The sequence below is a fragment of the Rhodococcus sp. PAMC28707 genome (assembly GCF_004795915.1).
In the GTDB taxonomy this organism is placed as follows: Bacteria; Actinomycetota; Actinomycetes; order Mycobacteriales; family Mycobacteriaceae; genus Rhodococcoides.
Window position 1 is genome coordinate 3,087,406 of record NZ_CP039253.1, and the last position, 26,673, is coordinate 3,114,078.

Below are 26,673 nucleotides of genomic sequence, written 5' to 3' on the forward strand. Positions count from 1 at the left end.
CTCGCCCGTAACGTCTACGCTCCCTGACAGTCGAAGACACTCCCCACACTGAGGATCGTGCGAGTAGCCATCGTTGCGGAATCGTTCCTACCCAACATGAACGGCGTCACCAACTCGGTACTCAGAGTGCTCGAGCATCTCGAACGAAACGGCCACGACGCCATGGTCATTGCGCCGGACAACCCGTCGGGCAGCCCCCGGGCAGCCACCCTGCACGGGCGAATCCCGGTCCACCGGGCGCCGGCCGTCATGGTGCCCAGGGTGAGCTCGCTCCCCGTCGGGGTGCCGGGGCCTTCCCTGACGGCGGCTCTGCGCGGGTTCGGCCCCGACATCGTGCATCTCGCGTCGCCGTTCGTCCTCGGCGCGGGCGGGATGGCGGCCGCCAAACGGCTCGGAGTTCCCTCGGTCGCGGTCTACCAGACCGATGTGGCAGGGTTCGCCGAAAGCTACGGGCTCGGCCTGACGTCGAAAGCTGTGTGGCGGTGGACGCGTCGGGTTCACCGCGGTGCGGCGCGGACGCTTGCGCCGTCCTCGTCCGCGGTCCAGGCTTTGGAGCAACACGGCGTTCCGCGGGTGTATCGATGGGCCCGAGGCGTCGACGCTGTCCGATTCGCGCCGTCCGCCCGCCGAGAATCATTGCGCAGACAATGGGCACCGAGCGGCAAGCTCATCGTCGGGTTCGTCGGACGGCTTGCACCCGAAAAGCACCTCGAGCGGCTCGCCTCGCTGAGCGAGTCCGCCCAACTCGTGATCGTCGGTGACGGTCCGGAGCGGGGTGCGCTGGCGAAGCTGATGCCGTCGGCGATCTTCACCGGGCAGCTCGGTGGCGAAGAGCTCGCCCAGGCGTTCGCGAGCTTCGACATCTTCGTTCACCCCGGCGAACACGAGACGTTCTGCCAGGCCGTCCAGGAAGCCCTCGCCAGTGGAATTCCCGTCATCGGACCCGACGCAGGTGGACCACGAGACCTGATCACGCACTGCCGCAACGGATATCTGCTGCCGGTGGACCGATTCGCGGAACTCCTCCCCAGCGCGGTGTCGGCACTCGCGTCGCCGAAGGTGCGAGCCCGGTTCGGTGAGGCAGCGCGGAGGTCCGTGCTGCACCGTACCTGGCCCGTGATCTGCGAAGAACTTCTCGAGCACTACTACGAGGTCCTCGGTTGGGAAAACCGCGCCGCGCTCCGAACGGCGTGACCCGTAAGCTCGAGACGTGCCTACAAGTTCGCGTGCAACGCTCGACAAGGACCCACACGAGGTCGCATCGATGTTCGACGGCGTCGCCCGTCGCTACGACATCACCAACACCGTGCTGTCCTTCGGCCAGGACCGCAGCTGGCGGAAGGCCACGCGCGCCGCGCTGAATCTGAAAGCGGGCGAGAAAGTTCTCGATCTCGCCGCCGGGACCGGGGTGTCGACGGTAGAACTCGCTCGCAGTGGTGCGTGGTGCGTTGCCACCGACTTCTCGAAGGGGATGCTGCAGGCAGGTTCCGGTCGCCCCGTCCCGATGGTGGCGGGTGACGCGATGCACCTGCCGTACGCCGATGCGAGCTTCGACGCCGCAACTATTTCCTTCGGGCTGCGCAACGTCTCGGATTTCGAGGCCGGACTACGTGAGATCGCCCGCGTCACCAAGCCAGGCGGAAGGCTGGTCGTCTGCGAATTCTCGACGCCGGTCTTTCGGCCGTTCCGCACGGTCTACATGGAATACCTGATGAAAGCGCTTCCCGCAGTCGCTCGTGCGGTTTCGAGCAACCCTGACGCGTATGTGTACCTGGCCGAGTCGATTCGGGCATGGCCCACGCAGGATGAACTCGCGACGCGCATCGCCGACAGCGGTTGGTCGGACGTGCAGTGGCGGAACCTGACCGGTGGGGTCGTGGCTCTGCACCGTGCCGTTCGCTGATCACCTCAGCTGAACGGCGGTCGGGAATCGGCTTTCAGTGACGCGCTGCCCGATGCACGCCATGCGCGTGCAACGAGGTCCGAATCGGCTTCGGTGACGAGGTTTCCCATCACCCTCACCGCGATCTTCATCAGAGCTGTCGAACGCATGCCGATAGGTCCCGTTGCGGGTAGGAACCGGGGGACGGTGAGTAGGCCTGCGAGTCGGCGGGCTATGGAAAATGCCTGCCCGTAATGCTCGCGTAGCAGCGCGGGCCACGCCTCGCTCAGGTCGTTCTCGTCGAGCATGTCCGCGATCAAGCGGCCACCCTCGAGTCCGTAGTCGATTCCTTCACCGTTGAGCGGATTCACGCAGGCAGCGGCGTCGCCGATGATCGCCCAGTTCTTTCCTGCAACGTTGGACACCGCGCCACCCATCGGCAGCAGGGCCGACGCCACCGCCCGAAGGTCGCCGGTCAATCCCCAGTCTGCGCGACGCTGCTCGGTGTAGAGGTCCAGCAGCGGACGCAGTGCGCCCGGACCAGGCCGCTTGGCCGTCGCAAGCGTGCCGACGCCGATGTTGACCTCGCCGGTACCCAGGGGGAAGATCCAGCCATAGCCCGGTTGCAGCACTCCCTCGCCGTCACGCAGCTCGAGATGTGAGGAAATCCACGGGTCCTCGCTTCGGCCGGAGGAGACGTAGGCGCGAGCGGCGACCCCGAACGTGGTGTCCCGATGCCACTCGCGCCCCAGCTTCCTACCGAGGGAGGACCGGACGCCGTCGGCGATGATCAGCGTTTTGCACCTGAGAGTGCGTTCCATACCGCCGTGCTCGAAGGTGACCGACTCGACACCGCGCTCGTTCCGCGCTACCGACACCGCCTTGGCGCCTTCGAACATCCGAGCGCCGGATTCCAGCGCAGTGCGACGGATTCTGTCGTCGAGCTCCGAGCGGGGGACCGCGCTGCCTACCGTCGGAAGGGAGCCGCCAGGCCACTCGAGCTGCAGTTCCTGACCGAACCCGGACAGTCGCAGACCACGGTTCTCGACGCGTCCGCGGACCCACTCGCCGAGGCCCAAGCGATCGAGCTCGGCGATGGCACGCGGGGTCAGGCCGTCGCCGCACGTCTTGTCACGCGGGAACCTCGCGGCATCGGCGAGAACTACCTGCCGACCGGCGCGCGCCGCCCAGGCCGCCGCCGCCGAACCTGCAGGGCCTGCGCCGATTACCAGCACTTCGGCTTCGGTGGGAAACTCCGCAGTAGTGGACACAGATCCAGTATGCAGTGGACCGCGGCGCTTCCCACCGCGCCCGGACGTGGGGTGAAGCACCTTGTGGGTACGGCGCGCACTAGATTCACTACGGTAGTAGCGGGTATCCGGGGGCGCCGACCAACAATCGAGATTTCAGATCCGATCAAGACACCGAGGACAGGACCAACAAACGTGAGCACAGACGACGCGGCCGGATCGACGGTCGTTGCCGGGGTGGATCTGGTCGATCCAGAGCTTGCACGAACCGTGGCCGCAGGTTTGGTCAGCGTCGAGAATCTGATGATCTCGGAACTGTCCGACGGCGAAGACTTCCTCACCGAGGCCGCGTTGCATCTCGCGCGGGCCGGTGGAAAGCGTTTCCGCCCGTTGTTCACCGTGCTGACTGCCCAGCTGGGACCCAATCCGACCGATGATGCAGTGGTGACCGCGGCGACGGTCGTCGAGCTCGTCCATTTGGCCACGCTCTACCACGACGACGTCATGGACGAAGCCTCGATGCGACGTGGCGCCGAGAGCGCCAACGCGCGATGGGGAAACAGCATCGCGATCCTGGCAGGCGACTACCTCTTCGCGCACGCGTCGCGGCTGGTCTCCACGCTCGGTCCCGAAGCAGTTCGAATCATCGCCGAGACGTTCGCAGAGCTGGTCACCGGCCAGATGCGCGAGACGATCGGCGTCAAAGCGGACCAGGATCCGGTCGCGCACTACCTCAAGGTCGTGTGGGAGAAGACCGGGTCTTTGATCGCCGCGTGCGGAAGGTTCGGCGGGACGTTCTCGGGCGGGGACAGCGAACATGTCGCCGGCCTCGAACGCCTGGGCGATGCCGTAGGCACGGCGTTCCAGATCTCCGACGACATCATCGACATCTCGTCGGAGTCCGAGCAGTCCGGTAAGACGCCCGGCACCGATCTGCGCGAAGGTGTCCACACTCTGCCTGTGCTCTACGCACTCGCCGAGCAGGGCGTCGACGGCGACCGCCTCCGAGTGCTACTCGACGGACCCGTCACCGACGACGCCGAATTGGCCGAAGCACTCCAACTGTTGGAGCGCTCGCCAGGAATGGCAAAGGCCAAAGCGACACTGGAAGAGTTCGCCGACAAGGCCTACGCCGAGCTGGCGAAGCTCCCACAGGGTGCCGCTAACGACGCGCTGGGACGCCTGGTCCACTACACCGTCGAGCGAGTGGGCTGACCGTAGGGAACCTTGTCGAGTGTCGTGGACGTTCTCACAGTGAACAACCACGACACTCGAGGAAGAGGCACCATTGCGGTTCGCAAACGGGGCAAAGACGTTCGGGTTGCTGGTCGCGATGTCCGCGCTGATCGTATTCGTCGGTGCACTGTTTCGGAGCCCGGTCGTACTCTTCGGCTCGGTCGTTTTTGCCATCGGAATGAACGGCTACGTCTATTTCAACAGTGCGAAGCTCGCGCTGCGATCGATGCATGCCCAGCCGGTGACTCAGCTCGAGGCACCTGCCATGTACAAGATCGTGCTCGAGCTGGCCACCATCGCGCATCAGCCCATGCCGGCGCTGTACATCAGCCCCACCAACAGTCCCAACGCGTTCGCCACGGGTCGCAACCCGAGGAACGCAGCTGTGTGCTGCACCACCGGCATCTTGGCGATCCTCGACGAACGTGAACTCCGAGCGGTTCTGGGACATGAGCTTTCTCACGTCTACAACCGGGACATCCTGATCTCTTCCGTCGCAGGGGCGATGGCCGCAGTGGTCAGCGGCCTCGCGAACTTTGCGCTGTACGCGTCCATGTTCGGTGGCCGCGGAAACGGGGGCGCCAATCCGGTCGCGCTCATTCTCGTTTCGTTGCTCGGACCCATCGCGGCAACCGTCGTCAAGCTCGCGGTGTCGCGGTCGCGGGAGTATCAAGCCGATCAGTCGGGCGCCGAGCTCACCGGTGATCCGTTGGCGTTGGCGTCGGCGCTGCGCAAGTTGGAGCGCGGCATTGCGGCCGCCCCATTGCCGCCTGAGCCGCGGATCGCCGCGGAGTCGCACCTGATGATCGCTAACCCGTTCAGAGCGGGAGAGAAGGTCGGACGGCTCTTCTCGACTCACCCGCCGATGGCTGAGCGGATCGAGCGTCTGGAGCGGATGGCGATGGGCGGCTGACGACGTAGGCGGAAAGTGAGCTTCAGCTCACGTCTTACCCACCTACGTCGTATCAAGCCAAGTCGTATCGAGCCGTCGTATCAAGCCCAGTCGATCACCTACCGGTAGTTGACGAACTGCAATGCGATGCCGAAGTCCTCGCCCTTGAGCATCGACTGAATGGCTTGCAGATCGTCACGCTTCTTGCTGCTGACGCGAAGTTCGTCCCCTTGAATCTGCGCTTTGACGCCCTTGGGGCCGTCGTCGCGAATCTTCTTGGTGATCTTCTTGGCGTTCTCGGTGGTGATTCCCTGTACCAGCTTGCCGGTGACCTTGTAGATCTTGCCGGATGGCGCCGGGTCGTTGGCCTCGAACGCTTTGAGTGAGACGTCGCGTCGGATCAACTTTTCCTTGAACACGTCGAGCGCGGCCTTGACTTTTTCTTCACTCTCGGACGTGATGACGATCACCTCTGCTTCGCCGCTGCCCGACCACTCGATCGTCGTGTCGGAGCCGCGAAAATCGAAGCGCGTCGACAGCTCCTTCGCCGCCTGTCCTACTGCGTTGTCGACCTCCTGACGGTCGACCTTGCTCACCACATCGAAGGACGAATCTGCCACTTGACTACTCCTGTGTCGAATCGAATTGCGCAAGGCACTTACCCCGACGTTAGCCCGTTTGCATGGCCTCTATGCACCCGGTTTGCGTTCGAGGGGCACGTTCGTTGTATTCTTCAAACCGCATCGAGGAGAGCGAATCTCTTCGGTGCAAGCACGGCAGATTGCCCGAGCGGCCAATGGGAGCGGACTGTAAATCCGTCGGCGTATGCCTACGTAGGTTCGAATCCTACATCTGCCACCCAGGAGCCCCGGCGAGTTTCTACTCGCTGGGGTTTCTACTTGAAGAGTTACGTTTCACCGGCGCTGAGCATGCAATTTGGTACTCGACGCTAGGAATGTGTAACCTCTTGAAGGCTTCAGTGCACGGCCAGCCGTGCTTGTCGCCACGCCCCCTTAGCTCAGTCGGTAGAGCGTTTCCATGGTAAGGAAAAGGTCAACGGTTCGATTCCGTTAGGGGGCTCGCTGGGTTGGATGGTTCGCGTCGGCACCCTTACTTTCGGTTACACACTCGGAAGTGAGAAGGTGTAGGGGTGAGCACCTGAGGCGGTGTAGCTCAGTTGGTAGAGCAAACGACTCATAATCGTTGCGTCGCCGGTTCAAGTCCGGTCACCGCTACACAAGAAGACCAGATACACGCAGCACCAGAAGTAAGCACAGTCCTGATTAACCGGATCAGATTTACCCGAAAGTAGGCGTCCAGTGGCCTCCTCCACCGATGTGCGGCCCAAGGTCACCTTGGCCTGCGAGGTTTGCAAGCACCGCAACTACATCACGAAGAAGAACCGTCGTAACGATCCCGATCGCCTCGAGCTGAAGAAATTCTGCCCGAACTGCGGCACGCACCGCTCACACCGCGAATCTCGTTAGGAAGCGGCCGGTTCGCCGGCCGCTCTTCTTCGTTCGGAGTCGATGCCACGCGTTGGGCTTACACTTCGAAACCTAACGTCTGTGGCGTCCTGGGTAGAAAAGGTTCGTATACCGCGTGACTGAGTCAGTTCAAGATCCCGCCGCGCATGCTGCCGGTATGGTCGGCCACCATTACAGGGTGGATCAGCCGTACGAGGTCGGTCGCGAAAAGGTGCGGGAGTATGCTCGCGCCGTTCAGGATCTCCATCCGGCGCACCATGACGAGGATGCCGCCAAGGCACTCGGCTACGACGGCCTGCTGGCGCCGCTGACCTTCATCTCCCTCGTCGGCATCATCGCGCAGTCGAAGATGTTCAAAGAGATCATCACCGGTTACGACCCGAGTCAGATTCTTCAGACCGATCAGCGTCTGCAGTTTCACAAGGCGATCCAGGTCGGCGACGAGCTCACTTGCGAAGTGCACCTCGAGTCTTTCCGTCAGATGAGTGGTAGCGACATCATCACGACGAAGAATATCGTCACGGACCAACACGGTGAACTCGTGCAGACCACCTGGACGACCCTGGTGGCCCGTACGGGGGGCGAAGTCGACGAGAACATCGCCCACGCAGTGAAGGACGTGATCATGCATGGCGCTTCGTAGATTTGCCGATGTCACGGTCGGTGAGGAACTTCCCGATCGTATCGTCAAACTCACTCGCGGCGACTTGGTCAACTACGCCGGGGTCTCCGGAGATCCCAACCCGATCCACTGGAGCGACGAGGTAGTCAAGCTTGCGGGCTTGGACAACGTGATCGCGCACGGCATGTTGACGATGGGTCTCGGGGCGGGCTTTGTGACAGCGTGGCTCGGCGATCCGGGTGCGGTGACCGAGTACAACGTTCGTTTCACCAGCTCGGTGTATGTTCCGGCAGATTCGGCCGCGTCCGTGGAATACACCGGCAAGGTCAAATCGGTCGATGTGGAGTCCAAGTCGGCAGTTGTCGCGATTACCGCGAAGTTCGAGGGCAAGAAGATCTTCGGACGGGCGACTGCGACCGTTCGTCTGGCGTAACCGGTCTGTCGATCCAGTGATCCCGCGTAGGGATTTCAGGGTTTACATGCCGTGCAGTACACTGAGTTTCTGGGGTTGCTCAGCCCTGCGCGCTGCCATGGCTATCATTTCGAAAGTCCAGGGTTGGCGCGTATGTTGTGTAACGCAGTGTTGTGTAATTCCAGAACGGTTCCACCCGCGTGCGGGTAGTGCCGAAGGGGCGTAGCTCAATTGGTAGAGCAACGGTCTCCAAAACCGTAGGTTGCAGGTTCAAGTCCTGTCGCCCCTGCCCATGTTGCTCGTCTCCCGCCATCGGCGGGGGCTGCAACGGTGTCAGCTACTGAGAGGAACGACGGTGAGCGAGGAGCGCGGAAAGCGCGACGACCAGTCCGAGGACTCGTCGACGCCCGACGACGCCGCGGCCCGCACCGCCGACCGAGCTGCCACCGAGGGTGCAGCCGATTCGACAGCAGCGGTCCGGCCGACCGGCAAACGAACAACTCGTCGGACGCGCACTGCGTCGGACGCAGAGTCTGCCGATGGAGCATCTACCGGCAAGGTCTCCGTCACCAAGTCGTCGACAGCCAAGATCTCGACTCGTGCTGACAGAACTCGTCAGCCGAAGCGCATGAATATTTTCAAGCGCTTGCGTAAGTTTCTCCGTGAGGTCATCACCGAGTTGCGTAAGGTCATTTGGCCGAACCGCAAGCAGATGGTCACATACACCTCGGTAGTGCTCGCGTTCGTGGTGTTCATGGTTGCGTTCATCAGCGGCTCGGATCTGGCGTTCATCAAGGGTGTCGGCTGGCTGTTCGGCTGAAACTTCACGACCACACTGCGACGACCAGGTCGACGACCGCCGACACGCACGAAACGAAAGAAAGGGTGCTGCTGTGAGCACGCCGCACAACGACGCCACCGAAGTGGCCGCATTCGACGCCGATGTCGAGGCGACCAAGCAGGGCCTCGAAGCGGAGCAGGCCGCTCAGGACCGCGAGACCGACGAAGCCATCAAGGCCGACGTCGCGGCCGCCGCCGGTGAGGACGTTCCGACCGAGGGTGACGACGCCGATTCAAGTGTCGATGCTGACATATCAGCCGAACCCGAGGATCCAGTTGCGGAGATGAAGGCTGCGCTGCGGCGCGCCCCCGGCGACTGGTACGTCATCCACTCGTACGCAGGGTACGAGAACAAGGTCAAGGCCAACCTCGAAACCCGAGTTCAGAACCTTGACGTCGGCGACTACATCTTCCAGGTCGAGGTTCCGATCGAAGAGGTCACCGAGATCAAGAACGGCCAGCGCAAGCAGGTCAACCGTAAGATTCTGCCGGGTTACATCTTGGTCCGCATGGAACTGAACGACGAGTCCTGGGGTGCGGTGCGCAACACTCCCGGTGTGACCGGGTTCGTCGGCGCTACCTCGCGCCCTTCCCCGTTGACCATCAACGAGGTCGTCAAGTTCCTGATGCCGCAGGAAGGCTCGAAGAAGGACGCCAAGGACTCGAAGATGTCCGGCGATCAGGGCGAGTCTTCTTCGAAGCCGACCGTCGAGGTCGACTTCGAGGTCGGAGAGTCGGTTACCGTCATGGACGGCCCGTTCGCGACCCTTCCGGCCAGTATCAGCGAGGTCAATGCCGAGCAGCAGAAGCTCAAGGTTCTGGTGTCGATCTTCGGTCGAGAGACTCCGGTCGAACTCGGCTTCACCCAGGTCGCCAAGATCTAGCCGGCCTCCTCACAACTTGCAGTAGCAACCGCAAGAAACCCGAGCGAATACAAGGAAAAAGAAATGCCCCCGAAGAAGAAGAAGAAGCTAGCCGGGATTATCAAGCTCCAGATCCAGGCAGGAATGGCCAACCCGGCCCCTCCCGTCGGTCCCGCGCTGGGTCAGCACGGCGTCAACATCATGGAGTTCTGCAAGGCGTACAACGCAGCGACGGAGTCGCAGCGCGGAAACGTCGTGCCGGTCGAGATCTCGGTCTACGAAGACCGCACGTTCGACTTCAAGCTCAAGACTCCGCCGGCAGCCAAGCTGCTCCTCAAAGCAGCAGGCGTAGCCAAGGGTTCGGGCGAGCCGCACAAGACCAAGGTCGCCAAGGTGACCATGGATCAGGTGCGCGAGATCGCCAAGACCAAGGCAGAAGACTTGAACGCCAACGACATCGATCAGGCCGCGAAGATCATCGCAGGCACTGCTCGCTCGATGGGTATCACCGTAGAGGGATGACCTCCTCGTCAGCTCCTACCCGGAGTTGACCACCGTACGACGTGGTAGGGCCGGCCAGGCCCGTCAACCACTTCTGAACCAACGATTGGACAGTAAACATGGCAAAGCGAAGTAAGGCGTACCTCGAGCAGGCAGCAAAAATCGACGCTGACAACCTGTACTCGCCGCTCGAAGCAGCACAGTTGGCCAAGGACACGGCGTCGACCAAGTTCGATCCGACCGTCGAGGTTGCTGTTCGTCTCGGTGTCGACCCTCGCAAGGCCGATCAGATGGTGCGCGGCACCGTCAACCTTCCCCACGGCACCGGCAAGACCGCTCGGGTTATTGTTTTTGCCGCTGGCGAGAAGGCCATCGAGGCGCAGGCAGCAGGAGCCGACGTTGTAGGCGCCGAGGATCTGATCGAGCGTATTCAGGGCGGATTCCTGGACTTCGACGCAGCGATCGCTACCCCCGACCAGATGGCCAAGGTCGGCCGCATCGCCCGCGTCCTCGGACCGCGTGGCCTGATGCCGAACCCGAAGACGGGCACAGTCACCAACGATGTGACCAAGGCCGTCAACGACATCAAGGGCGGCAAGATCAACTTCCGTGTCGACAAGCAGGCCAACCTGCACTTCGTCATCGGCAAGGCGTCGTTCGATCAGACCAAGCTGGTGGAGAACTACGGCGCTGCACTGGACGAGATCCTGCGCGCAAAGCCGTCTTCCGCCAAGGGCCGCTACGTCAAGAAGATCACCGTATCGACCACGACGGGCCCGGGCATTCAGGTCGACCCGACCCGCACGCGTAACCTTCTCGAGAACGATGTGACCGCGTAGTCACACCGCAACGACAAGAAAAGGCCGGCCCCCTGGATGGGGCCGGCCTTTTTGCGTCAGATAGTTGCGGCCTTCGCGAAGTTGGTGGACAACTCGCCGAGGATTTCGTCCCACAGTGGCTTTGGGAGGTCGTGCCCCATGCCCTCGATCAGATGCAGTTTCGAGCCTTCGATCGCACGCGCGACGGCCCTCCCACCTGCCGGCCGCATCAGCCGGTCGGCGCGTCCATGGATCACGACGGCAGGGGAAGTGATCGATGCGGCAATCCGCCGCAGACTGCCGGTTCCGGTAACTGCAGCCATGTGGCGAAGTGCACCCGCGGGGTAATAGTTGCGGTCGTACATCTCACCGGCTGTCACGAGTAGTTCGGTGAGCGGTGTCGGGTACGCAGGGCTGCCGATGACCCGACGGGTATTGGCCGAGTGCGCGATGATCTGCTCGCGCGTTGCATCCGGTCCTGGGCCCTTCATGAGTGGGAGCAACGCCCGTGGATCAGGTGGCGGCAGGAAGGCCTCGTTGGTACTGGAGAAAATGATTGCGGTGCTCGATACTCGCTCCGGATACAGGCCGGAGAATACCTGCGCGATCATTCCGCCCATCGATGCGCCGATGACGTGCACCCGCGGAATTTCGAGGTAGTCGAGCAGTCCGAGCGCATCGAGTGCCATGTCCCTCAACGTGTATGGAACTTTGCTGGACGCACCGAGTTCGGTACGCAACAACCGCAGCAGCATCGAACCTTCGATACGGTGGCCGTCCATCTTGGTGGACAAGCCGATGTCGCGGTTGTCGAATCGGATGACTCGAAAGCCTTGCCGGACAATCCGTTCGCAGAACTCGCGTGGCCACAACGTCATCTGGGCGCTCAGGCCCATGATCATCAGAACCACAGGGTCGTTCGGATTGCCCATGTCCTCGTAGGCGATCTCGATCGAATTCGAGGGCGCGAAACCCGTTGTGGAGTGCATGGTTCTCCTTACCAGCCAGGTTCGCCGAGTAGCGGAACCACGAGGAAGCTCGGGTGCTCGGGGTCGAGGATCAGGTCTTGTCTTCGCCCCCGCGTGCGCAGCAGATCCGGGAGAATGGGCATGAATCGTGGTGCGTCCGTGGGGAAGACGTCGACCCGGAGACGGTGGCCCGCTGCGATCATCGCTTCGGTGGTCAGTAGATCGACATCGAGAGTCAACGGCCGACCGATGGGAACAGGCAGGAGAGTTGCTGCCGTGAGCGGGTGATGCGGGCGGGTGTAGTCACCGTTGGGTGCGTAGAGGGACAACTCGTCGTCCACCGCGCGACGTGTAGTCAACAGCGCGCCGTTGGTCAGGACGGTGGATCGCCCGTGCGGATCGACGTCGCACAGCATGATCGCCCATAGTGCTTCCGGGGCATGACACACCACTCGGAGGTGGAGGTTCATCGGACCCGAAAGGACGGTGTCGGAGTGGGCGACGGGCGTGGTGAAGGTCAGTGCCCCCCGCTCGGCGGTTCTGTTGTCATAGGTGAATCCACCACCGAGAACGGCGGGGATGCCTGCAAGAACCTGAGTGGTGTCGCGCGAGATGATCGACCACAACGACGGCCGCACTGTGAATTCACCGCATGTCCCATCGGGTGAGCTCCCGAGACTTCCATCGTCCACCGCATGTGGCGCCGTCCCCGACGTCGCAGCTGAGAGATACAGCCGCGTGGGGTGCGCCTGCGGTGCGGGGAATCTGCCGTGCGCGGTCCACTGTCCGCCTTGCTGGCGAAGGGTGACGGGTCCGTAGTTTTCGATTCCGTTGTCCTCGTCGCGAAGCCATTTGTCGAACCAGGCGCGCTCGAGCACATCGAGTCGTGGTGGAAACCCGGGTTCGCCGAATCCGATACCCGGGTTCCCGTGGTACCCGTCGCCGACGAGAAGTTGTTTGTCTCCGCGCGGTAGTGACAGCCGGTTGTAGATATCGGGCGCCGATCCGCCGAAGATGTCGTGCCAGCAGCCGTAAAGGAATGTCGGGGCGGTGATCTCCTCGATAGTCGCGTTGATCGTGTCGTAGTAGTCGACGTCGTAGATTCGCGGATCACCGCCAGTGACGAAACCCCTGGCCAGGTCGAGGAGATCGGTTGCGGGCGAGCGCATTCGGTCCCGTAGCCATTCCGTGAACTCGAGATCGCCGAGGGACGGTGCCCACTTGAGCGCATTGACTGCGGTGAGCCACAACGGAATGAACAGCGATGGAGCACCACCGGTCGCGAAGATTTCCCGAACTATGTCCACCGAGCCTTCCACTGCGAAAACTGCCTCGAGTCCGGCGGGTCGTTTCGAAGCAGACTGGAGCGCGTTGATCGCGGAGTACGAAATTCCTGCCATGCCGATTCGACCGTTGCACCACCCCTGGTTCCTTGCCCATTCGATGATCTCGAGCGAATCGAGTTGCTCACGGGTGCCGAGAACATCCCATGTTCCCGTCGATGACCCGGTTCCGCGAACGTCGACGATGATCTGCACGTATCCACTGCGCACCAGATGGCGATTGACCGACATCAGGTCGGCGGCTCCACCTGCGACGACCCTGGTTATCTCGGTGATGCCGTCGAATGGGCTGCCCAAGAGGTCGAATGATGCAGAGAACTTTCTGATCAGGGGACCGATCACCGGAGTGTCGAGGACCGAGTCGATCCCCTTGACGAGCAGTTTGTTGTAGGGCGTGATGTTGAGGACGGTAGGAAATTCGGCCTGCACAGCACGTCCCGATGCATCGGCAGGGCGAAAGACGTAGGCGCGCAGCACAGCGCCGTCGCTCATCGGGATTCGTACGTTCTTCGAGATGGCGATCTTCGGGTGGAGAGGGTGCTCGTCGATCAGTGCACGCCACCGCTGAGCTGCGGTACCCCCGCTGGGGTCGCGCTCGCTTCCCGACCCGGGAGCGCGGCCGGGGCGAAGCAATGGACGTAGTTGTGCTGCCGTCATGTATCTGATTGAACAGTCATCGACGCCGTTTGTCTTTCAACAGGGCAATATTGTCCCAACTGACAGTGTGTTCGGCGACTACTTGGTGTGTGGTCACAGGGCGCCGACCGTGCTCTGCGTGCACTTCTGTTCGAAACCAGGACTGCCGGTCACCGCTCGTTTTGGAGTTGGCGCCCCGGCTGAGGTAACCTGGGCGACGGTTCTGATCACGGTGACTTTCGAGTGACCGCGGGATGATCCGCCCAAATCAAGTTCTACCCAAGACCGTTGGTCACCGCCTTTCTCGAGGGCTTGTTCTGATTTCAGGACGTCCTGAGAGGTATGCGGTTGAAGGTCCGAGCATGTTCGGACGACCCACGCAGGAGAACGAGGTCAGGGACCTGCTGTACGGCCTCCGAGCCGTACGTATGTCTACGCCCCGTGTGCTTCTTGCGCCGGGGCGTTCGTCGTTTTCCGGCCCTCTCGCGATCGACAAAACCTCAACGAGAGGAGGCGAAGTATGGCAAAGCCCGAAAAGATCTCAGCAGTATCGGAGATCACCGAACAGTTCAAGGGATCGACGGCTGCTGTCGTCACGGAATACCGCGGTTTGTCGGTTTCCGGTCTGACGCAGCTCCGACGTGCACTTGGCGATGGTGCCACGTACTCCGTCGCCAAGAACACCCTGGTCAAGCGTGCAGCTGCCGAGGCCGGTATCACCGGGCTCGACCAATTGTTCGTCGGACCGACCGCCATTGCATTCATCAAGGGCGAGCCGGTCGACGCTGCGAAGGCCATCAAGGCCTTCGCTAAGGACAACAAGGCCTTGGTCATCAAGGGCGGCTACATGGACGGCGCAACGCTGTCCGTGGACGAGATCAACAAGATCGCCGACCTCGAGTCGCGCGAAATCCTGTTGGCAAAGCTCGCAGGTGCCATGAAGGGCAACTTGTCGAAGGCTGCAGGCCTGTTCAACGCTCCCGCATCGCAGTTCGCCCGCTTGGCGTTCGCATTGCAGGAGAAGAAGGCAGCAGGAGAACCCGCAGCTGCCGAGGCTCCTGTAGAAGCAGAAGCCCCGGCGGAAGCTCCCGCCGAAAGCTGATCCGCGCACCAGCGAACAGCTCAACCCGAAACACTTTCGTCGCGGATCAGCGACTGGAGTACTTATCAGGAAGGACCCGCCACCATGGCGAAGCTCAGCACCGAAGAATTGCTCGGCCAGTTCAAGGAGCTCACCCTCCTCGAGCTCAGTGAGTTCGTAAAGGCATTCGAGGAGACCTTCGAGGTCACCGCAGCCGCTCCCGTCGCAGTTGCCGCTGCAGGCGCAGCCGGCGCTCCGGCCGAGGCTGCAGAAGAGCAGGACGAGTTCGACGTCGTGCTCGAGTCGGCTGGCGACAAGAAGATCCAGGTCATCAAGGTCGTCCGCGAGGTCGTTTCCGGCCTCGGCCTGAAGGAAGCCAAGGATCTCGTCGAGAGCGCTCCGAAGGCCATCCTGGAGAAGGTCGCCAAGGATGCTGCCGAGGCAGCCAAGGAGAAGCTCGAAGCAGCAGGCGCGAAGATCTCCATCAAGTAATTCTTTGATGGGCCGCTTTGACGGTCTGTTCTGTTACTACGAAAGGGCCATCCCCACAACGGGGATGGCCCTTTTTGTGCTCTCTGAAATGAATTCTGTCGGAGCGTGCCTTCTGCTTTATGCGCCGAATGGTGACCGGATGATCTTTTCGACCCGCCGAAAACAGTGTTCGACGACATACCGGCGCTCGTTTGCAGCGCCGACACTCGGAGCTGAGCGGAAATTCGGCGAGTTGCCCGCGCGCCGCCCTGTGATAGGTCACACTGACTGCAGGATCCGGGCCCGGATCCGAGGATGTTGTTACTCGGCAGTAGGCTCCATTGTCGGTGCGGACACTTGCATGCGATAGAGTGACGCAACCCACATGAGGGTCGATGTCAATGAACTGTGGAGGTCAGCGTGGGAGTCGAGGTTTCGGTCGAGGGATTGACCAAGTCTTTCGGTGTACAGAAGATTTGGCAGGACGTCTCTTTGACGTTGCCGTCGGGTGAAGTCAGTGCGCTGTTGGGGCCGTCGGGTACGGGTAAGTCGGTGTTCTTGAAGTCGTTGATCGGTTTGCTCCGTCCTGAGCACGGCAAGATCTTCATCGATGGGACAGATATTTTGCAGTGCTCCTCGAGGGAGCTCTACGAGATCCGCAAGTTGTTCGGAGTGCTGTTCCAGGACGGCGCATTGTTCGGATCGATGAATCTCTACGACAATGTCGCGTTTCCGCTTCGTGAGCACACGAAGAAGTCCGAATCGGACGTCCGCAAGATCGTGATGGAGAAGCTGGAGCTGACGGGTCTGATCGGCGCGGAGGAAAAGCTTCCCGGTGAAATTTCCGGTGGTATGCGCAAGCGCGCCGGCCTGGCTCGTGCCCTGGTACTCGACCCGGAAATCATCCTCGTCGACGAGCCGGACTCCGGTTTGGACCCAGTGCGCACGACCTACATCTCGCAGACCTTGATCGATATCAACGCCGAGATCGATGCCACCATTCTGATCGTCTCGCACAACATCAACCTGGCGCGGACGGTCCCGGACAATATTGGGATGCTCTTCCGTCGTCAGCTGGTGATGTTCGGTCCCCGCGAGGTGCTGTTGACCTCCGACGAGCCGGTGGTGAAGCAGTTCTTGAACGGCACGATGATCGGACCGATCGGAATGTCGGAGGAGAAGGACGAAGCGCAGATGGCGCAGGAGCAGGCGATGGTCGATGCCGGTCACCACGCCGGCGGTGTCGAGGACGTCGAAGGCATTGTCCCGCAGATGAAGGCCACCCCAGGTACACCGGTGCGCAAGGCGGTGGGGCGTCGTCAGGAACGCGTACGCCAGATCATGCATACGCTCCCGCACAGCGCACAGGTCGCCATTCAGGAAAGCCTCGACACCACCGACCCAGGTGATCACACTCCGGCCTACAGTGGCGCGGGCTCGTACGAAGATGGCAATTACGCCGAAGCAGGGCAGGGTCAGGGCCAGGGCAATGCTGCTTACGGCAACGCTTCGTATGACAACGCTGCTTACGGCAACGCTGCTTATGACAACTCCGGTTACAGCAACCCGGGTCAGGACAGCGCCGGGTACGACAACTCTGGTTACGAGGCGGGCCACCACGATCCGGGCCACAGCCCATCGCAGGGGCGGGGACAGTAAGAGCTATGGGCAGTTCCAAAAAGTCCGTTTTCGCTCCGGCGGAAGCCGCAATTGCGCAAGCCGGAAACATTGTCGAACTGCTCGTAGACGTCGCACGGAACACATTCAGAAGGCCATTTCAGTTCCGCGAGTTCATCGAGCAGGCCTGGTTCATTGCCAGCGTCACGATTTTGCCGACGGCTCTGGTTGCCATTCCATTCGGTGCTGTCGTCTCACTTCAGACCGGGTCGCTGATCAAGCAGCTCGGTGCAGAGTCCTTCACCGGCGCCGCAAGTGTTCTCGCAGTCATTCAGCAGGGAAGTCCGATTGTCACGGCACTTCTCATTGCCGGCGCCGCCGGTTCTGCAGTGACCGCTGACCTCGGTTCGCGGACGATCCGCGAAGAGATCGACGCAATGCGTGTGTTGGGTATCGATCCGGTGCACCGACTGGTGGTCCCTCGGGTCCTCGCGATGATTCTTATCGCGTTGCTGCTCAACGGCCTCGTGTCGGTCGTCGGAATTACCGGCGGCTACTTCTTCAATGTCGTTCTACAAGGTGGTACCCCGGGCGCCTATCTTTCGTCTTTCTCGGCGCTCGCTCAGCTTCCGGATCTCTACGTTGCAGAATTGAAGGCGGCCATCTTCGGCCTCATCGCCGGAATCATCGCCTCCTACAAGGGCCTCAACCCGAACCCGGGTCCGAAGGGCGTGGGTGAAGCAGTGAATCAGACGGTGGTCATCACCTTCCTGTTGTTGTTCTTCGCCAACCTCATTCTGACCCTGGTGTACCTCCAGGTTGTTCCGGCGAAGGGAAGCTGACGCGCAATGACCATCTCGAAAGGTCGGGGCGACCGTACCCTGATGCGCGTGAAACGCGTTGCGAGTGCACCGCTGAACGTGCTCGACAAAGCCGGCGAGCAAATGTCGTTCTACGGCCGTGCGATCGGGTGGATACCCCGCACTCTGATTCATTACAAGAAGGAAGTTCTGCGTCTTCTTGCAGAGGTCACCTTCGGTAGCGGTGCGCTCGCCGTCATCGGCGGCACCATCGGTGTCATCGTGATGCTTTCCGGCGCAACAGGCGTCGTCGTCGGACTACAGGGCTATGCCGCACTGGAGCAGCTCGGCAGTTCGGTCCTCACCGGCTTTTTGTCCGCATACGTCAATACTCGCGAGATCGCCCCCATCGTCGCCGGTCTCGCGCTGTCCGCGACCGTAGGAGCCGGCTTCACAGCGCAGCTCGGGGCGATGCGCATCTCGGAGGAGATCGACGCGCTCGAGGTCATGGCAGTCCCCAGCGTTCCGTTCTTGGTGACGACCCGCATGATCGCCGGTTTCGTCGCCGTCATTCCGTTGTACATCGTAGGTCTGCTCGCGTCGTATATCGCTTCGCGGGGGATCAGCACGATCTTCAACGGCCAGTCCGGCGGATCGTACGACCATTACTTCAACCTCTTCCTACCGCCGGAAGACGTTCTGTATTCGTTCTTGAAGGTGTTGATCTTCGCCTTCGTATTGATCATGATCCATTGCTACTACGGATTCCATGCTTCGGGCGGTCCGGCGGGCGTGGGTGTCGCCGTGGGACGCGCTGTTCGAACTGCCATCGTGACGATTGCTGTTCTGGACTTCTTCCTCAGTCTCGCTATCTGGGGAACCACCACCACAGTGAGGGTTGCCGGATGATCGACTCGCCATCGCGATTGAGGCGACTTCTGCTCGGGCTTGCATTCTTCTTGATTCTCATCCTGTTCGTCGGGTGGTCGATCACCTCGTACAACAAGACGTTCAAGAAGGTTGTCAGTATCGATCTCGTGACTGATTCTGTCGGCAACGCCTTGCCTGCCAACGCAGACGTCAAGGTCCGCGGCCTCATCGTCGGTGAGGTGCGCTCGGCGTCTACCCAAGACGGAGTCGTCACTGCACATCTGGCGATCGATCCGGACAAGGCGGAGTTGATTCCGTCGAACACCACGGCTCGGCTTCTTCCGAAGACGTTGTTCGGTGAGCGGTACGTATCGCTGATAGTCCCGCCAGGTGATACGGCGTCGTCGATCACCAACGGCACTGTGTTGAAGCAGGACACCAGCGGCAATGCGATCGAGGTCGGTCAATTGCTCGACAATCTGCTGCCGTTGCTCGAAGCGATTCCGCCGCAGGACCTGGCGAGTACGCTCGGTGCGCTGGCGCAGGGGTTGAGCGGGCGCGGTGAGCAGCTCGGTTTCACGATCGATCGGTTGGACAATATCTTCAAAGGCTTGAACACCGAACTCCCGAACATCAAGCAGGGTCTGCGTGGTCTCGCTGACTTCTCCGAGACCTATTCCGATGCTGCTCCGCAGCTGATCGATGCTCTCGACAATCTCAGCGTCACCGGGAACACGTTGGTAGAACAGCGTCCTGCGGTGGATACGTTGATTTCGTCGTTGACGTCGACCAGTTCGAGTACTGCCGATTTCCTCCAGGCCAACTCGTCGAATCTGATCGCTATCGCTGCCGATTCGAGGGAGGCGCTGGGGTTGCTGGCAGAGTATTCACCGTCGTTCGGATGCACATTTGCGCAGTTCGCCCCCATTGTGGCGCGCGCGCAGGAGGTCATCGGCGTCGGTGACGAGTATCGGGGCATCAACGTCTCGGCGTCCTTCGTCAATCCCAAGGGGCGGTACCTGCCCAATCAGGATGAACCGCGCCTGTTCGACGATCGCGGTCCGCGCTGCTACACCCCGGCGGACACTGCCGCGGGAGAGTTCTTCCCCCAGTACCCGGGTGGTTCCGCGAACGACGGTTCCTACCAGGTTCCATCGAGAAACCCAGGACCGCAAGATGTTCCAGAGCTACCGTCCCCGCAGTACTCGGCAGTGCCCAGGGCTGCGACCGGTGATGCCGCACCGGCAAGCTACGAGGGTTCCGATTTCGAGCGCGACACCCTGGCCGTGATCTACGGCCAGGCAGGGGGAGTGGCCCCGAACGAGATTCCCTCGTGGACGACGTCGTTGGGAGCACCGGCACTGAGGGGAGCGGAGGTGACCATCAAATGAGGGGACTTCTTGCTCCACTCGTCAAGCTGATCGTGTTCGCAGTGGTGACTATCTTGGCCACCGCGACGCTCGCATTCTCGATTGCCAACATCAGTGGTGGTGGTGGCGAGACGTACAGCGCTGTGTTCAGCGATGTGGCGTCGCTGAACAAGGGCGACGAGGTCCGCATCGCCGGTGTCCGCGTCGGTGACGTCAAAAACATCAAGATCGTCAACGAGCGCGAGGCCGAAGTCGAGTTCTCGGTGTCGGGTCGAGACTGGCTGCCGGCCACCGTAACTGCGAATCTGCGGTACCGGAACCTGGTAGGCCAGCGCTACATCGCCCTCGAGCAGGGTGCCGGTGAACAGGGCCGAAAGATCAACCCGGGCAAGACGATTCCGCTCGCGCAGACGAAACCCGCGGTGAATCTGACGACGTTGTTCGACGGCTTCCGTCCACTGTTCACCACACTCAACGCCGACGACGTGAACAAGCTGTCGTACCAGATCATTCAGGTGTTCCAGGGTGAGTCGGGAACGATCTCGGAGTTGGTACGCAGCACCGCGAGCCTCACGAACACCGTTGCAGACAAGGACCAGGTAATCGGCGCCGTGATCACCAATCTCAATACGGTGCTGCAAACGGTCAATCAGCATGACAAGGAACTCGATTCGTTGATTGTCAATACTCAGCAACTTGTGTCGGGACTTTCTGCCGATCGTGAGGTGGTCGGTTCGGCCGTCACCTCGCTCGCAGGCCTGACCGATGCGACGGCTGGTTTGCTCGAACCGACGCGTCCGGCAATTCAGGGCTCGATCGCTGCGCTGAACACGTTGGCGACGACGTTGAACAACCGAGAAGGTGACCTGACGAAGGTGATCCAGACGCTGCCGAAGAAGCTCGACAAATTGGTTCGTACCGCACAGCAGGGATCGTGGTTCACCTTCTATCTGTGTGGTCTCGACATCAAGGCCGGGCCGGGTTCGTCACCCAATCTGAATTTGCCTACAGGACTTCCGACTGTGAATCAGCCGCTGTACACGAACTCGGCTTCGCGTTGCAAAGCTGGGGGGATCCAAGAATGACAAAGCGCAGCCCGCTGGTACTAGGCGCGCTCGGCATTTCGATCGTGCTGCTTGCGACAATTTCGGTCTTCTTTCTCGACAAGCTTCCCATTCTCGGAGCCGGCTCGACGTTCAGCGCCGAGTTCTCCGAAGCTGCAGGCCTGAAGCCCGGCAACGAAGTTCGCATCGCCGGGGTCAAGGTCGGAAAGGTCGACTCCGTGGAACTCGCGGGTGACCGCGTGGTCGTCGACTTCCGAGTCCAGGACGCATGGGTCGGGAACAACTCGTCCGCATCCATCCAGATCAAGACCGTGCTGGGTCAGAAGTACCTTGCCATCGATCCCCGCGGCGATGCGGTGCTCAAACCCAAGGACCCGATCCCGTTGGAGCGCACCACGTCCCCGTACGACGTCATCGACGCGTTCTCCGACGCGGCATCGACCATTACCGATATCGACACCCCGCAGCTGGCGTCGAGCTTCGAGGCGCTCTCGCAAGCGTTCTCCGAAACCCCCGGCGACGTTCGGGCGTCGCTGGACGGGGTGAGCCGCTTGTCGGAGACCATCGCCAGCCGCGATACAGACCTGAAAAAGCTCTTCGAGGCGACAGGGAAGACATCGAAGGTTCTGGCAGACCGAAACGAAGAGTTCAACCGCCTCATCACCGACGCCGGCCCATTGTTGGCCGAGCTCAACAATCGGCAGCAGTCGATCTCGCAGCTTCTGACCGGCGTGCAACGTCTTTCGGCGCAGCTCACAGGCCTGGTTCGTGACAACGAAGAGCAGATCAACCCGATGCTCCAGCAGTTGAACGGAGTCATCGACATTCTGAACAAGAACAACGACGCGCTCTCCCGTGGACTGGAGCTCTACGCACCCTTCGTGCGGCTCTACGCCAACGTCGTCGGTAACGGACGCTGGCTCGACATCACGTTGGCCAACCTCACGCCTCCCGGCCTGCCACTGATCCCTGGCTATCGTCAGCCTGCGCAAGACCTTGGGGGCAACTGATGAGTGACACCGGAGAATCCGTAAAGAAGGCCGGCGGGGGACGTGTGGTGATCATCGGCGTCGTCATCGTCGTCTTGGTCGTTGCAGTCGGCGGCTGGTGGCTGCTCACCCGTGCCGGTTCGACGAACATCACCGCCTACTTCGACAAGTCGGTCGGAATCTATTCCGGTTCCGATGTGCGCGTGCTGGGGGTAGAGGTTGGGAAAGTGACCTCCGTGGTGCCACAGGGGGACCAAGTCGAGGTGAAGATGCGCGTCCAGCGTGGTGTCGACATTCCCTCAGATGCCAAGGCCGCTCAGATCACGCCGTCGTTGGTGTCCGACCGATACGTCCAGCTTGCCCCCGCTTATACCGGCGGTGACACGATGTCCGACGGCGCGGTGATTCCGCGCGAACGCACCGCCACCCCGGTCGAGGTCGATCAGCTCTACGCCAGTATCGAGGAGCTCTCCAGTGCTCTCGGGCCGGACGGGGCGAACAAGAACGGTGCTCTCACCGATCTTGTCAACACCGGCGCAGCAAACCTCGAAGGTAACGGAGAAGCTCTGGGGGACACGATCACTCAGCTGTCCGAGGCATCGCGAACTCTCAGCGACTCACGTGCCGACTTGTTCGATACGGTAAAGAACCTGCAGACCTTCGTGTCGGCGCTTGCTGCCAACGATCAGCAGGTTCGGGAGTTCAACAATCAGCTCGCAGACCTGACGGGCTTCCTCAACGGAGAACGAGACGACCTCGGCGCTGCGTTGAATCAACTGTCGGTCTCGCTCGGTGACGTGGCTGTGTTCGTCGCAGACAACCGCGAACAGCTCGTCACAGCGGCCAACGGATTGGTGCAGCCGACGCAGACGCTTTCGGATCACAAGGAGTCGCTGGTCGAAACGCTGACGATTCTGCCGCTTGCGATCAGCAATCTGGTCAACTCGTACGACGCTGAGTCAGGCACTCTCGCATCCCGTGCGAACTTGCAGGGTGAGACTCAAGATCCGCTGGGAACCGTATGCAGGCTGATCGACCTCGGCAAGCTGGTTCCGGGGGACCCGCGATTCGAACAACTGGGTGCCCAGATTCAACCGATCATCGACCGGTGCGGTGAGTTCACCAAGCTGATCCAGGGACCAGTTCTCGACAATCCAGATCTCGTCCTTCCATTCGGGTTGCTCAGCGGTGAAAAGGAACAAAGAAATGCGGTTCCGGGTACCGTGCCGGGATCTATCTCACCGCGGTTCAGCAGCGGCACTCCATTGCCAGGTCTCGAGCGGTCGCTTGGAGGGGGACAGTGAGAACGTCGAAAATGGGTAGGCGCCCACTCGTCGCGATCGTCGGAGCTGCGGTGGTCGTATTGTCGGCTAGTTCATGCTCGCAGGGGGTCTATTCGATTCCGCTGCCAGGTGGCGCGGACACCGGCGGCGACCCGATGCACCTGACCATCCAATTCGAGGACGTCCTCGATCTGGTTCCGCAGTCGACGGTCAAGGTCGACGGCGTCCAGGTCGGTCGCGTCGACTCGATCTCAGTCGCGGACGGGGAATGGACAGCCAACGTAGGCGTAGTCGTCAACAACTCGGTAGATCTGCCTGCCAATGCTTTTGCCGCCGTGGATCAGACCTCGATCCTCGGTGAGAAGTTCATTCAGCTGACGGTGCCCAAGGGCGACGCGGATCCGCAGAAGCTCTCCGACGGTGACACGATTCCGCTGGATCGGACTCGTGCCACTACCAATATCGAGCAGGTGTTCGGCGCATTGTCGTTGCTGCTCAACGGCGGTGGTGTCGGTCAGCTAGCCCCGATCGTCAAGGAGCTCAACGCGGCCTTTTCCGGTCGAGAAGGGACGACCCGCAGTTTGCTGGAGCAGGCGAACACGTTGATCGGTGGGTTGGACGAGCAACGCAACGACATCACCAGAGCATTGGACGGACTCGACGTCCTGACGACCGAGGTAAGTGGTCAGACAGAGAAGATCGACAGGGTGCTGCAAGACCTGCCGATCGCTACGGCGACTTTGGAGCAACAGCGTCCGCAGCTCACCCAGATGCTGTCTCAGCTGGATCGTCTCGGCGCCGTCGGTACCGATGTCATCGATCAATCGAGGGACAATCTCATCGCCGATCTACGTGCGCTTCGGCCGACGCTGCAAGCGCTCGCGGGCGCGGCCGACGACATCGTCACCTCGGCGCCTCTGGTCCCGACGCTTCCGTTCCCCGACGGGATCGAAGAGGTGACTCAGGGGAACTCTGCCAATCTGTTCCTCTCTCTCGATCTGTCGATCGGGACCACTCTGCGTAACCTCGGTGTCGGGGAGGGCGATCCGGTCTACATCCCGCCGAAGTACGGTGACACCCTGCCTCTGGTCGACCCGACGAACCCGTACTACAACGGTAATGGGCCACGTCCAGGCTGGCCCACAGTCTCGTTGCTGCCGTTGCCGCCGATCACCCCTGCCCCTGCACCTGCTCCCGGTGTGCCGGTGGCACCAGGAACGCAGCCGGTTTCGGCGGTTGTGAACGGTGCGGCGAAGCCGGCCCCGTTCGGCCCGCTGAATGATCTGATCGAGCAATTCGGAGGTGGACAGTGAGGTCGAGGCTGGTCAAATTTCAGCTCATCGCGTTCGTCCTCGTCGCCGTGCTCGGTGTTCTCTACGTCGGCGGAAAGTATGTTCGTATCGACAACCTGCTCGGTTTCGGGCAGTACAGCGTCAACGCTCAATTCGCGGACTCCGGGGGAATCTTCAAGAACGCCGAAGTGACCTACCGCGGTGTACCAGTGGGAACTGTCGGCGCTTTGTCGCTGACCTCGGACGGCATCAACGTGGAGTTGCTGTTGAACGATGGCGGACCGAGCGTTCCGTCTTCGGCAAAGGCCGTGGTGGCCAACAGATCCGCTATCGGAGAGCAGTATGTCGATCTGCAGCCGACAAGCGACGAGGGACCGTATCTGGAAGACGGTTCGATCATCACCGAAGCGAACACGGCGACTCCTGTCCCGGTGGAAAAGGTGCTCGCCAGCACTGATCGATTGGTGAGTTCGGTTCCGACAAAAAATCTGACCACCGTAGTGAAGGAACTCGGAGCCGCATTCAATGGCAAGGGCGACGACCTGCAGTTACTGATCGATTCACTTGGAACGCTGACGGAGACCGGAAACGAGGCACTACCCCAGACGCTCGCGCTCGTTCGTGACACCCGAACGGTTCTGGACACGCAATCCGAACAGTCCTCGTCGATTCGGCAATTCAGCAACGATCTGAACAACGTGACAGCCCAGCTCCGAAGCAACGATCCGGACATCAGACGGCTCATCAATACCGGGACAGCGGCAAGCGATCAGGTGGGCGCGTTGATTGCGGAAGCCGGTCCGGCTCTGACGACGGATCTGACGAACATCAATTCGGTGACCTCTCTTGCCGCGCCGCGTGCATTGGCGCTGAAACCGTTGCTGATTTTTCTGCCGGCCTTGGCAGCGGGCGCGAGCACGATCACGCCAGGGGACGGGACCGTTCACCAGGGGTTGTTGCTGGAAGCGAACAATCCACCACCCTGCACAATCGGCTACGAGGGTTCGCAGGCGATCCTGGACGAGGAGAAGGCGAAGAACCCCAACTTCGATCTGACCCAGGAAAACTATCCGCTGAACTTGCAAGCGAATTGTGCAACACCACAGGGCAGTATCACCGGTGTGCGTAGCTCGAACCGCATCGTTTTCGCGGACCCAGCGATCCCCCAACCGTGGGATCTGAAGCCGAAGGTCGATCCGGACAAGCTCAACTTGAATCCGATCGCCACTCAGCTCGCGCCCCTGGTGGGAGCGTCACCGAAGTAAGTGTCGGTACCGTGGCCGGTGGCTGCGGTCCTACCGATGGAACCGAAGTTACTGAGTAGTAGGGTTGTGAGTGTGACGTCAAACACCGACAGCCAGGAGGCGACACCGTCGTCTCCTGGGTCGAAGAACAAAGCAAGGCCGGTCCTGATCGGCGTATCCATCGTTGCCGTCGCAGCTCTCGTCGCTGCGGTGTGGTTCGGAATAGGCTGGGGGCGAGCTCTCTTCGTCGACAAGCCCATCGCCGATACGCGTGATTCTGCGTTGACAGGTGCGCAGCAGGTGGCGATCAATCTCAACACCGTCGATGCTGCCAATATCGACCAGTCGTTCGAGGACATGAAGTCCTCTATCACCGGTGACTCGATGTTGAACGACCTGACTTCCACTCAGTCGACCATCTCCGACGCAGTACGCAATTCGGGTGCCAAAGGTTCAGCGGAATTGCTGCACGGGACCCTCACCGAACTCAGCGCCGATGAGGGAACCGCAACGGCGCTCGTGGTCATCGCCACGACCACGACCTGGCCGGATCGCCCCGCAGTCAAAAGCAAGCTGACCTTGCGCCTGTTCATGGAAGACGTGGACGGTACGTGGAAGGCCAACAAGGTCGACCCCGTAGGGACCGGAATCGCCCTCGACAACGGTGCTGGCGCCCAGAACGCCGCGCCGACGGATCCGACTGCAGTGCCGGTCGATCCGAACGCGGCACCGTCCACAATCGAAGGTCCCGCGGCGGTACCTGACGCAACCGGTGGACAGTAAGCCCGTCCGGATGTTTCGTCGAACCACGTGTGCGTCGGTCGAAGACCATATCTCACAAG

27 protein-coding genes and 4 tRNA genes are annotated in these 26,673 nt (G+C 61.3%); 27 read left to right on the forward strand and 4 right to left on the reverse strand.

The annotated features are described in order from the left end of the window. Positions 1 to 57 precede the first annotated feature (57 nt). Both E5720_RS14175 and E5720_RS14180 read left to right on the forward strand, forming a co-directional pair. A complete protein-coding gene (locus E5720_RS14175; protein ID WP_210729871.1) occupies positions 58 to 1,194 on the forward strand; it encodes a glycosyltransferase family 1 protein in 1,137 nt (378 codons plus the stop codon). A 70-nt stretch (positions 1,195 to 1,264) separates the two neighbouring features. Further along, positions 1,265 to 1,903, forward strand: a complete 639-nt coding sequence (locus E5720_RS14180) for a demethylmenaquinone methyltransferase (protein ID WP_247596334.1) — start codon at positions 1,265 to 1,267, stop codon at positions 1,901 to 1,903. A 5-nt stretch (positions 1,904 to 1,908) separates the two neighbouring features. Here E5720_RS14180 and E5720_RS14185 read toward each other — a convergent pair whose 3' ends face one another. Continuing rightward, positions 1,909 to 3,153, reverse strand: coding sequence for a geranylgeranyl reductase family protein (locus tag E5720_RS14185; RefSeq protein WP_136171179.1), 1,245 nt, complete (start codon positions 3,151 to 3,153; stop codon positions 1,909 to 1,911). 174 nt (positions 3,154 to 3,327) lie between these two features. Here E5720_RS14185 and E5720_RS14190 point away from each other — a divergent pair, with 174 nt between their 5' ends. Next, on the forward strand, positions 3,328 to 4,347 hold the full coding sequence (locus E5720_RS14190) for a polyprenyl synthetase family protein (protein WP_136171180.1): 1,020 nt from the start codon (positions 3,328 to 3,330) through the stop codon (positions 4,345 to 4,347). A 73-nt stretch (positions 4,348 to 4,420) separates the two neighbouring features. Continuing rightward, a complete protein-coding gene (htpX, locus tag E5720_RS14195) occupies positions 4,421 to 5,281 on the forward strand; it encodes a zinc metalloprotease HtpX (protein WP_136171181.1) in 861 nt (286 codons plus the stop codon). A gap of 98 nt (positions 5,282 to 5,379) precedes the next feature. Here the strand turns inward: htpX and E5720_RS14200 are convergent, their stop codons facing one another. Then, complete coding sequence (locus tag E5720_RS14200; protein WP_136171182.1) at positions 5,380 to 5,880, reverse strand: YajQ family cyclic di-GMP-binding protein; 501 nt, start codon at positions 5,878 to 5,880, stop codon at positions 5,380 to 5,382. Positions 5,881 to 6,035: 155 nt separating this feature from the next. On the opposite strand from E5720_RS14200, the gene E5720_RS14205 reads away from it, so the two are divergent. The 11 genes from E5720_RS14205 to rplA all read left to right on the forward strand — a co-directional run bounded on the left by E5720_RS14205 (position 6,036) and on the right by rplA (position 10,824). Continuing rightward, positions 6,036 to 6,118 (forward strand) — tRNA-Tyr (locus E5720_RS14205). 149 nt (positions 6,119 to 6,267) lie between these two features. Beyond that, positions 6,268 to 6,340 (forward strand) — tRNA-Thr (locus E5720_RS14210). 82 nt (positions 6,341 to 6,422) lie between these two features. After that, positions 6,423 to 6,495: transfer RNA gene (locus E5720_RS14215), tRNA-Met, on the forward strand. An 84-nt stretch (positions 6,496 to 6,579) separates the two neighbouring features. Next, positions 6,580 to 6,747, forward strand: coding sequence for a 50S ribosomal protein L33 (rpmG, locus tag E5720_RS14220; protein WP_084346147.1), 168 nt, complete (start codon positions 6,580 to 6,582; stop codon positions 6,745 to 6,747). A 157-nt stretch (positions 6,748 to 6,904) separates the two neighbouring features. Further along, positions 6,905 to 7,390, forward strand: a complete 486-nt coding sequence (gene hadA / locus E5720_RS14225; RefSeq protein WP_210730056.1) for a (3R)-hydroxyacyl-ACP dehydratase subunit HadA — start codon at positions 6,905 to 6,907, stop codon at positions 7,388 to 7,390. Beyond that, on the forward strand, positions 7,377 to 7,802 hold the full coding sequence (gene hadB / locus E5720_RS14230) for a (3R)-hydroxyacyl-ACP dehydratase subunit HadB (protein WP_136171184.1): 426 nt from the start codon (positions 7,377 to 7,379) through the stop codon (positions 7,800 to 7,802). The genes hadA and hadB overlap by 14 nt, the downstream gene beginning before the upstream one ends. A 195-nt stretch (positions 7,803 to 7,997) precedes the next feature. After that, positions 7,998 to 8,070 (forward strand) — tRNA-Trp (locus tag E5720_RS14235). A 66-nt stretch (positions 8,071 to 8,136) separates the two neighbouring features. Continuing rightward, positions 8,137 to 8,601: a preprotein translocase subunit SecE gene (gene secE, locus E5720_RS14240; protein ID WP_136171185.1), complete on the forward strand. Its 465-nt coding sequence runs from the start codon at positions 8,137 to 8,139 to the stop codon at positions 8,599 to 8,601. Positions 8,602 to 8,674: 73 nt separating this feature from the next. Continuing rightward, a complete protein-coding gene (gene nusG, locus E5720_RS14245; RefSeq protein ID WP_136171186.1) occupies positions 8,675 to 9,505 on the forward strand; it encodes a transcription termination/antitermination protein NusG in 831 nt (276 codons plus the stop codon). Between the two features lie 63 nt (positions 9,506 to 9,568). Beyond that, positions 9,569 to 10,006 (forward strand): 50S ribosomal protein L11, encoded by a 438-nt coding sequence (rplK, locus tag E5720_RS14250; RefSeq protein ID WP_084346142.1) that lies wholly within the window; start codon positions 9,569 to 9,571, stop codon positions 10,004 to 10,006. Between the two features lie 98 nt (positions 10,007 to 10,104). Next, positions 10,105 to 10,824 (forward strand): 50S ribosomal protein L1, encoded by a 720-nt coding sequence (gene rplA / locus E5720_RS14255; protein WP_136171187.1) that lies wholly within the window; start codon positions 10,105 to 10,107, stop codon positions 10,822 to 10,824. Positions 10,825 to 10,880: 56 nt separating this feature from the next. Here rplA and E5720_RS14260 read toward each other — a convergent pair whose 3' ends face one another. Together E5720_RS14260 and E5720_RS14265 are read right to left on the reverse strand one after the other, a co-directional pair. Then, complete coding sequence (locus E5720_RS14260) at positions 10,881 to 11,792, reverse strand: alpha/beta hydrolase (protein ID WP_136171188.1); 912 nt, start codon at positions 11,790 to 11,792, stop codon at positions 10,881 to 10,883. Between the two features lie 8 nt (positions 11,793 to 11,800). Further along, a complete protein-coding gene (locus E5720_RS14265) occupies positions 11,801 to 13,771 on the reverse strand; it encodes a CocE/NonD family hydrolase (RefSeq protein WP_136171189.1) in 1,971 nt (656 codons plus the stop codon). Positions 13,772 to 14,270: 499 nt separating this feature from the next. Between E5720_RS14265 and rplJ the strand changes: the two genes are divergently transcribed. The 12 genes from rplJ to E5720_RS14325 all read left to right on the forward strand — a co-directional run bounded on the left by rplJ (position 14,271) and on the right by E5720_RS14325 (position 26,614). After that, positions 14,271 to 14,852 carry a 50S ribosomal protein L10 gene (gene rplJ / locus E5720_RS14270; protein ID WP_084346138.1) on the forward strand — a complete coding sequence of 194 codons (582 nt, stop codon included), beginning with the start codon at positions 14,271 to 14,273 and terminating at the stop codon, positions 14,850 to 14,852. A gap of 84 nt (positions 14,853 to 14,936) precedes the next feature. Then, positions 14,937 to 15,323, forward strand: coding sequence for a 50S ribosomal protein L7/L12 (rplL, locus tag E5720_RS14275; RefSeq protein ID WP_084346137.1), 387 nt, complete (start codon positions 14,937 to 14,939; stop codon positions 15,321 to 15,323). A 399-nt stretch (positions 15,324 to 15,722) separates the two neighbouring features. After that, positions 15,723 to 16,961, forward strand: a complete 1,239-nt coding sequence (locus tag E5720_RS14280) for an ABC transporter ATP-binding protein (protein WP_247595968.1) — start codon at positions 15,723 to 15,725, stop codon at positions 16,959 to 16,961. Between the two features lie 5 nt (positions 16,962 to 16,966). Then, positions 16,967 to 17,761 (forward strand): ABC transporter permease, encoded by a 795-nt coding sequence (locus E5720_RS14285; protein ID WP_136171191.1) that lies wholly within the window; start codon positions 16,967 to 16,969, stop codon positions 17,759 to 17,761. 6 nt (positions 17,762 to 17,767) lie between these two features. Next, complete coding sequence (locus E5720_RS14290) at positions 17,768 to 18,628, forward strand: ABC transporter permease (protein WP_136171192.1); 861 nt, start codon at positions 17,768 to 17,770, stop codon at positions 18,626 to 18,628. Next, complete coding sequence (locus E5720_RS14295) at positions 18,625 to 19,980, forward strand: MCE family protein (RefSeq protein ID WP_136171193.1); 1,356 nt, start codon at positions 18,625 to 18,627, stop codon at positions 19,978 to 19,980. The genes E5720_RS14290 and E5720_RS14295 overlap by 4 nt, the downstream gene beginning before the upstream one ends. Continuing rightward, a complete protein-coding gene (locus E5720_RS14300; protein ID WP_136171194.1) occupies positions 19,977 to 21,044 on the forward strand; it encodes an MCE family protein in 1,068 nt (355 codons plus the stop codon). Before E5720_RS14295 ends, E5720_RS14300 begins: the two co-directional genes overlap by 4 nt. Then, positions 21,041 to 22,033 carry an MCE family protein gene (locus E5720_RS14305; RefSeq protein WP_136171195.1) on the forward strand — a complete coding sequence of 331 codons (993 nt, stop codon included), beginning with the start codon at positions 21,041 to 21,043 and terminating at the stop codon, positions 22,031 to 22,033. Before E5720_RS14300 ends, E5720_RS14305 begins: the two co-directional genes overlap by 4 nt. Beyond that, on the forward strand, positions 22,033 to 23,316 hold the full coding sequence (locus tag E5720_RS14310) for an MCE family protein (protein WP_136171196.1): 1,284 nt from the start codon (positions 22,033 to 22,035) through the stop codon (positions 23,314 to 23,316). Before E5720_RS14305 ends, E5720_RS14310 begins: the two co-directional genes overlap by 1 nt. An 11-nt stretch (positions 23,317 to 23,327) precedes the next feature. Further along, a complete protein-coding gene (locus E5720_RS14315; protein WP_136172709.1) occupies positions 23,328 to 24,608 on the forward strand; it encodes an MCE family protein in 1,281 nt (426 codons plus the stop codon). Next, complete coding sequence (locus tag E5720_RS14320) at positions 24,605 to 25,852, forward strand: MlaD family protein (protein ID WP_136171197.1); 1,248 nt, start codon at positions 24,605 to 24,607, stop codon at positions 25,850 to 25,852. The genes E5720_RS14315 and E5720_RS14320 overlap by 4 nt, the downstream gene beginning before the upstream one ends. Before the next feature lie 72 nt (positions 25,853 to 25,924). After that, positions 25,925 to 26,614, forward strand: coding sequence for a hypothetical protein (locus E5720_RS14325; RefSeq protein ID WP_136171198.1), 690 nt, complete (start codon positions 25,925 to 25,927; stop codon positions 26,612 to 26,614). The last annotated feature ends 59 nt before the right edge of the window (positions 26,615 to 26,673 follow it).

Excerpts from the sequence above, each read along its gene's own strand:
- rplL (WP_084346137.1), top strand. The coding sequence starts at position 14,937 with ATGGCGAAGCTCAGCACCGAAGAATTGCTCGGCCAGTTCAAGGAGCTC.
- E5720_RS14290 (WP_136171192.1), top strand. The coding sequence starts at position 17,768 with ATGACCATCTCGAAAGGTCGGGGCGACCGTACCCTGATGCGCGTGAAA.
- E5720_RS14305 (WP_136171195.1), top strand. The coding sequence starts at position 21,041 with ATGACAAAGCGCAGCCCGCTGGTACTAGGCGCGCTCGGCATTTCGATC.
- E5720_RS14315 (WP_136172709.1), top strand. The coding sequence starts at position 23,328 with ATGGGTAGGCGCCCACTCGTCGCGATCGTCGGAGCTGCGGTGGTCGTA.
- E5720_RS14310 (WP_136171196.1), top strand. The coding sequence starts at position 22,033 with ATGAGTGACACCGGAGAATCCGTAAAGAAGGCCGGCGGGGGACGTGTG.
- E5720_RS14300 (WP_136171194.1), top strand. The coding sequence starts at position 19,977 with ATGAGGGGACTTCTTGCTCCACTCGTCAAGCTGATCGTGTTCGCAGTG.
- E5720_RS14285 (WP_136171191.1), top strand. The coding sequence starts at position 16,967 with ATGGGCAGTTCCAAAAAGTCCGTTTTCGCTCCGGCGGAAGCCGCAATT.
- E5720_RS14260 (WP_136171188.1), bottom strand. The coding sequence starts at position 11,792 with ATGCACTCCACAACGGGTTTCGCGCCCTCGAATTCGATCGAGATCGCC.
- rplA (WP_136171187.1), top strand. The coding sequence starts at position 10,105 with ATGGCAAAGCGAAGTAAGGCGTACCTCGAGCAGGCAGCAAAAATCGAC.
- E5720_RS14295 (WP_136171193.1), top strand. The coding sequence starts at position 18,625 with ATGATCGACTCGCCATCGCGATTGAGGCGACTTCTGCTCGGGCTTGCA.
- rplK (WP_084346142.1), top strand. The coding sequence starts at position 9,569 with ATGCCCCCGAAGAAGAAGAAGAAGCTAGCCGGGATTATCAAGCTCCAG.
- rplJ (WP_084346138.1), top strand. The coding sequence starts at position 14,271 with ATGGCAAAGCCCGAAAAGATCTCAGCAGTATCGGAGATCACCGAACAG.
- hadB (WP_136171184.1), top strand. The coding sequence starts at position 7,377 with ATGGCGCTTCGTAGATTTGCCGATGTCACGGTCGGTGAGGAACTTCCC.
- E5720_RS14180 (WP_247596334.1), top strand. The coding sequence starts at position 1,265 with ATGTTCGACGGCGTCGCCCGTCGCTACGACATCACCAACACCGTGCTG.
- hadA (WP_210730056.1), top strand. The coding sequence starts at position 6,905 with ATGGTCGGCCACCATTACAGGGTGGATCAGCCGTACGAGGTCGGTCGC.
- E5720_RS14265 (WP_136171189.1), bottom strand. The coding sequence starts at position 13,771 with ATGACGGCAGCACAACTACGTCCATTGCTTCGCCCCGGCCGCGCTCCC.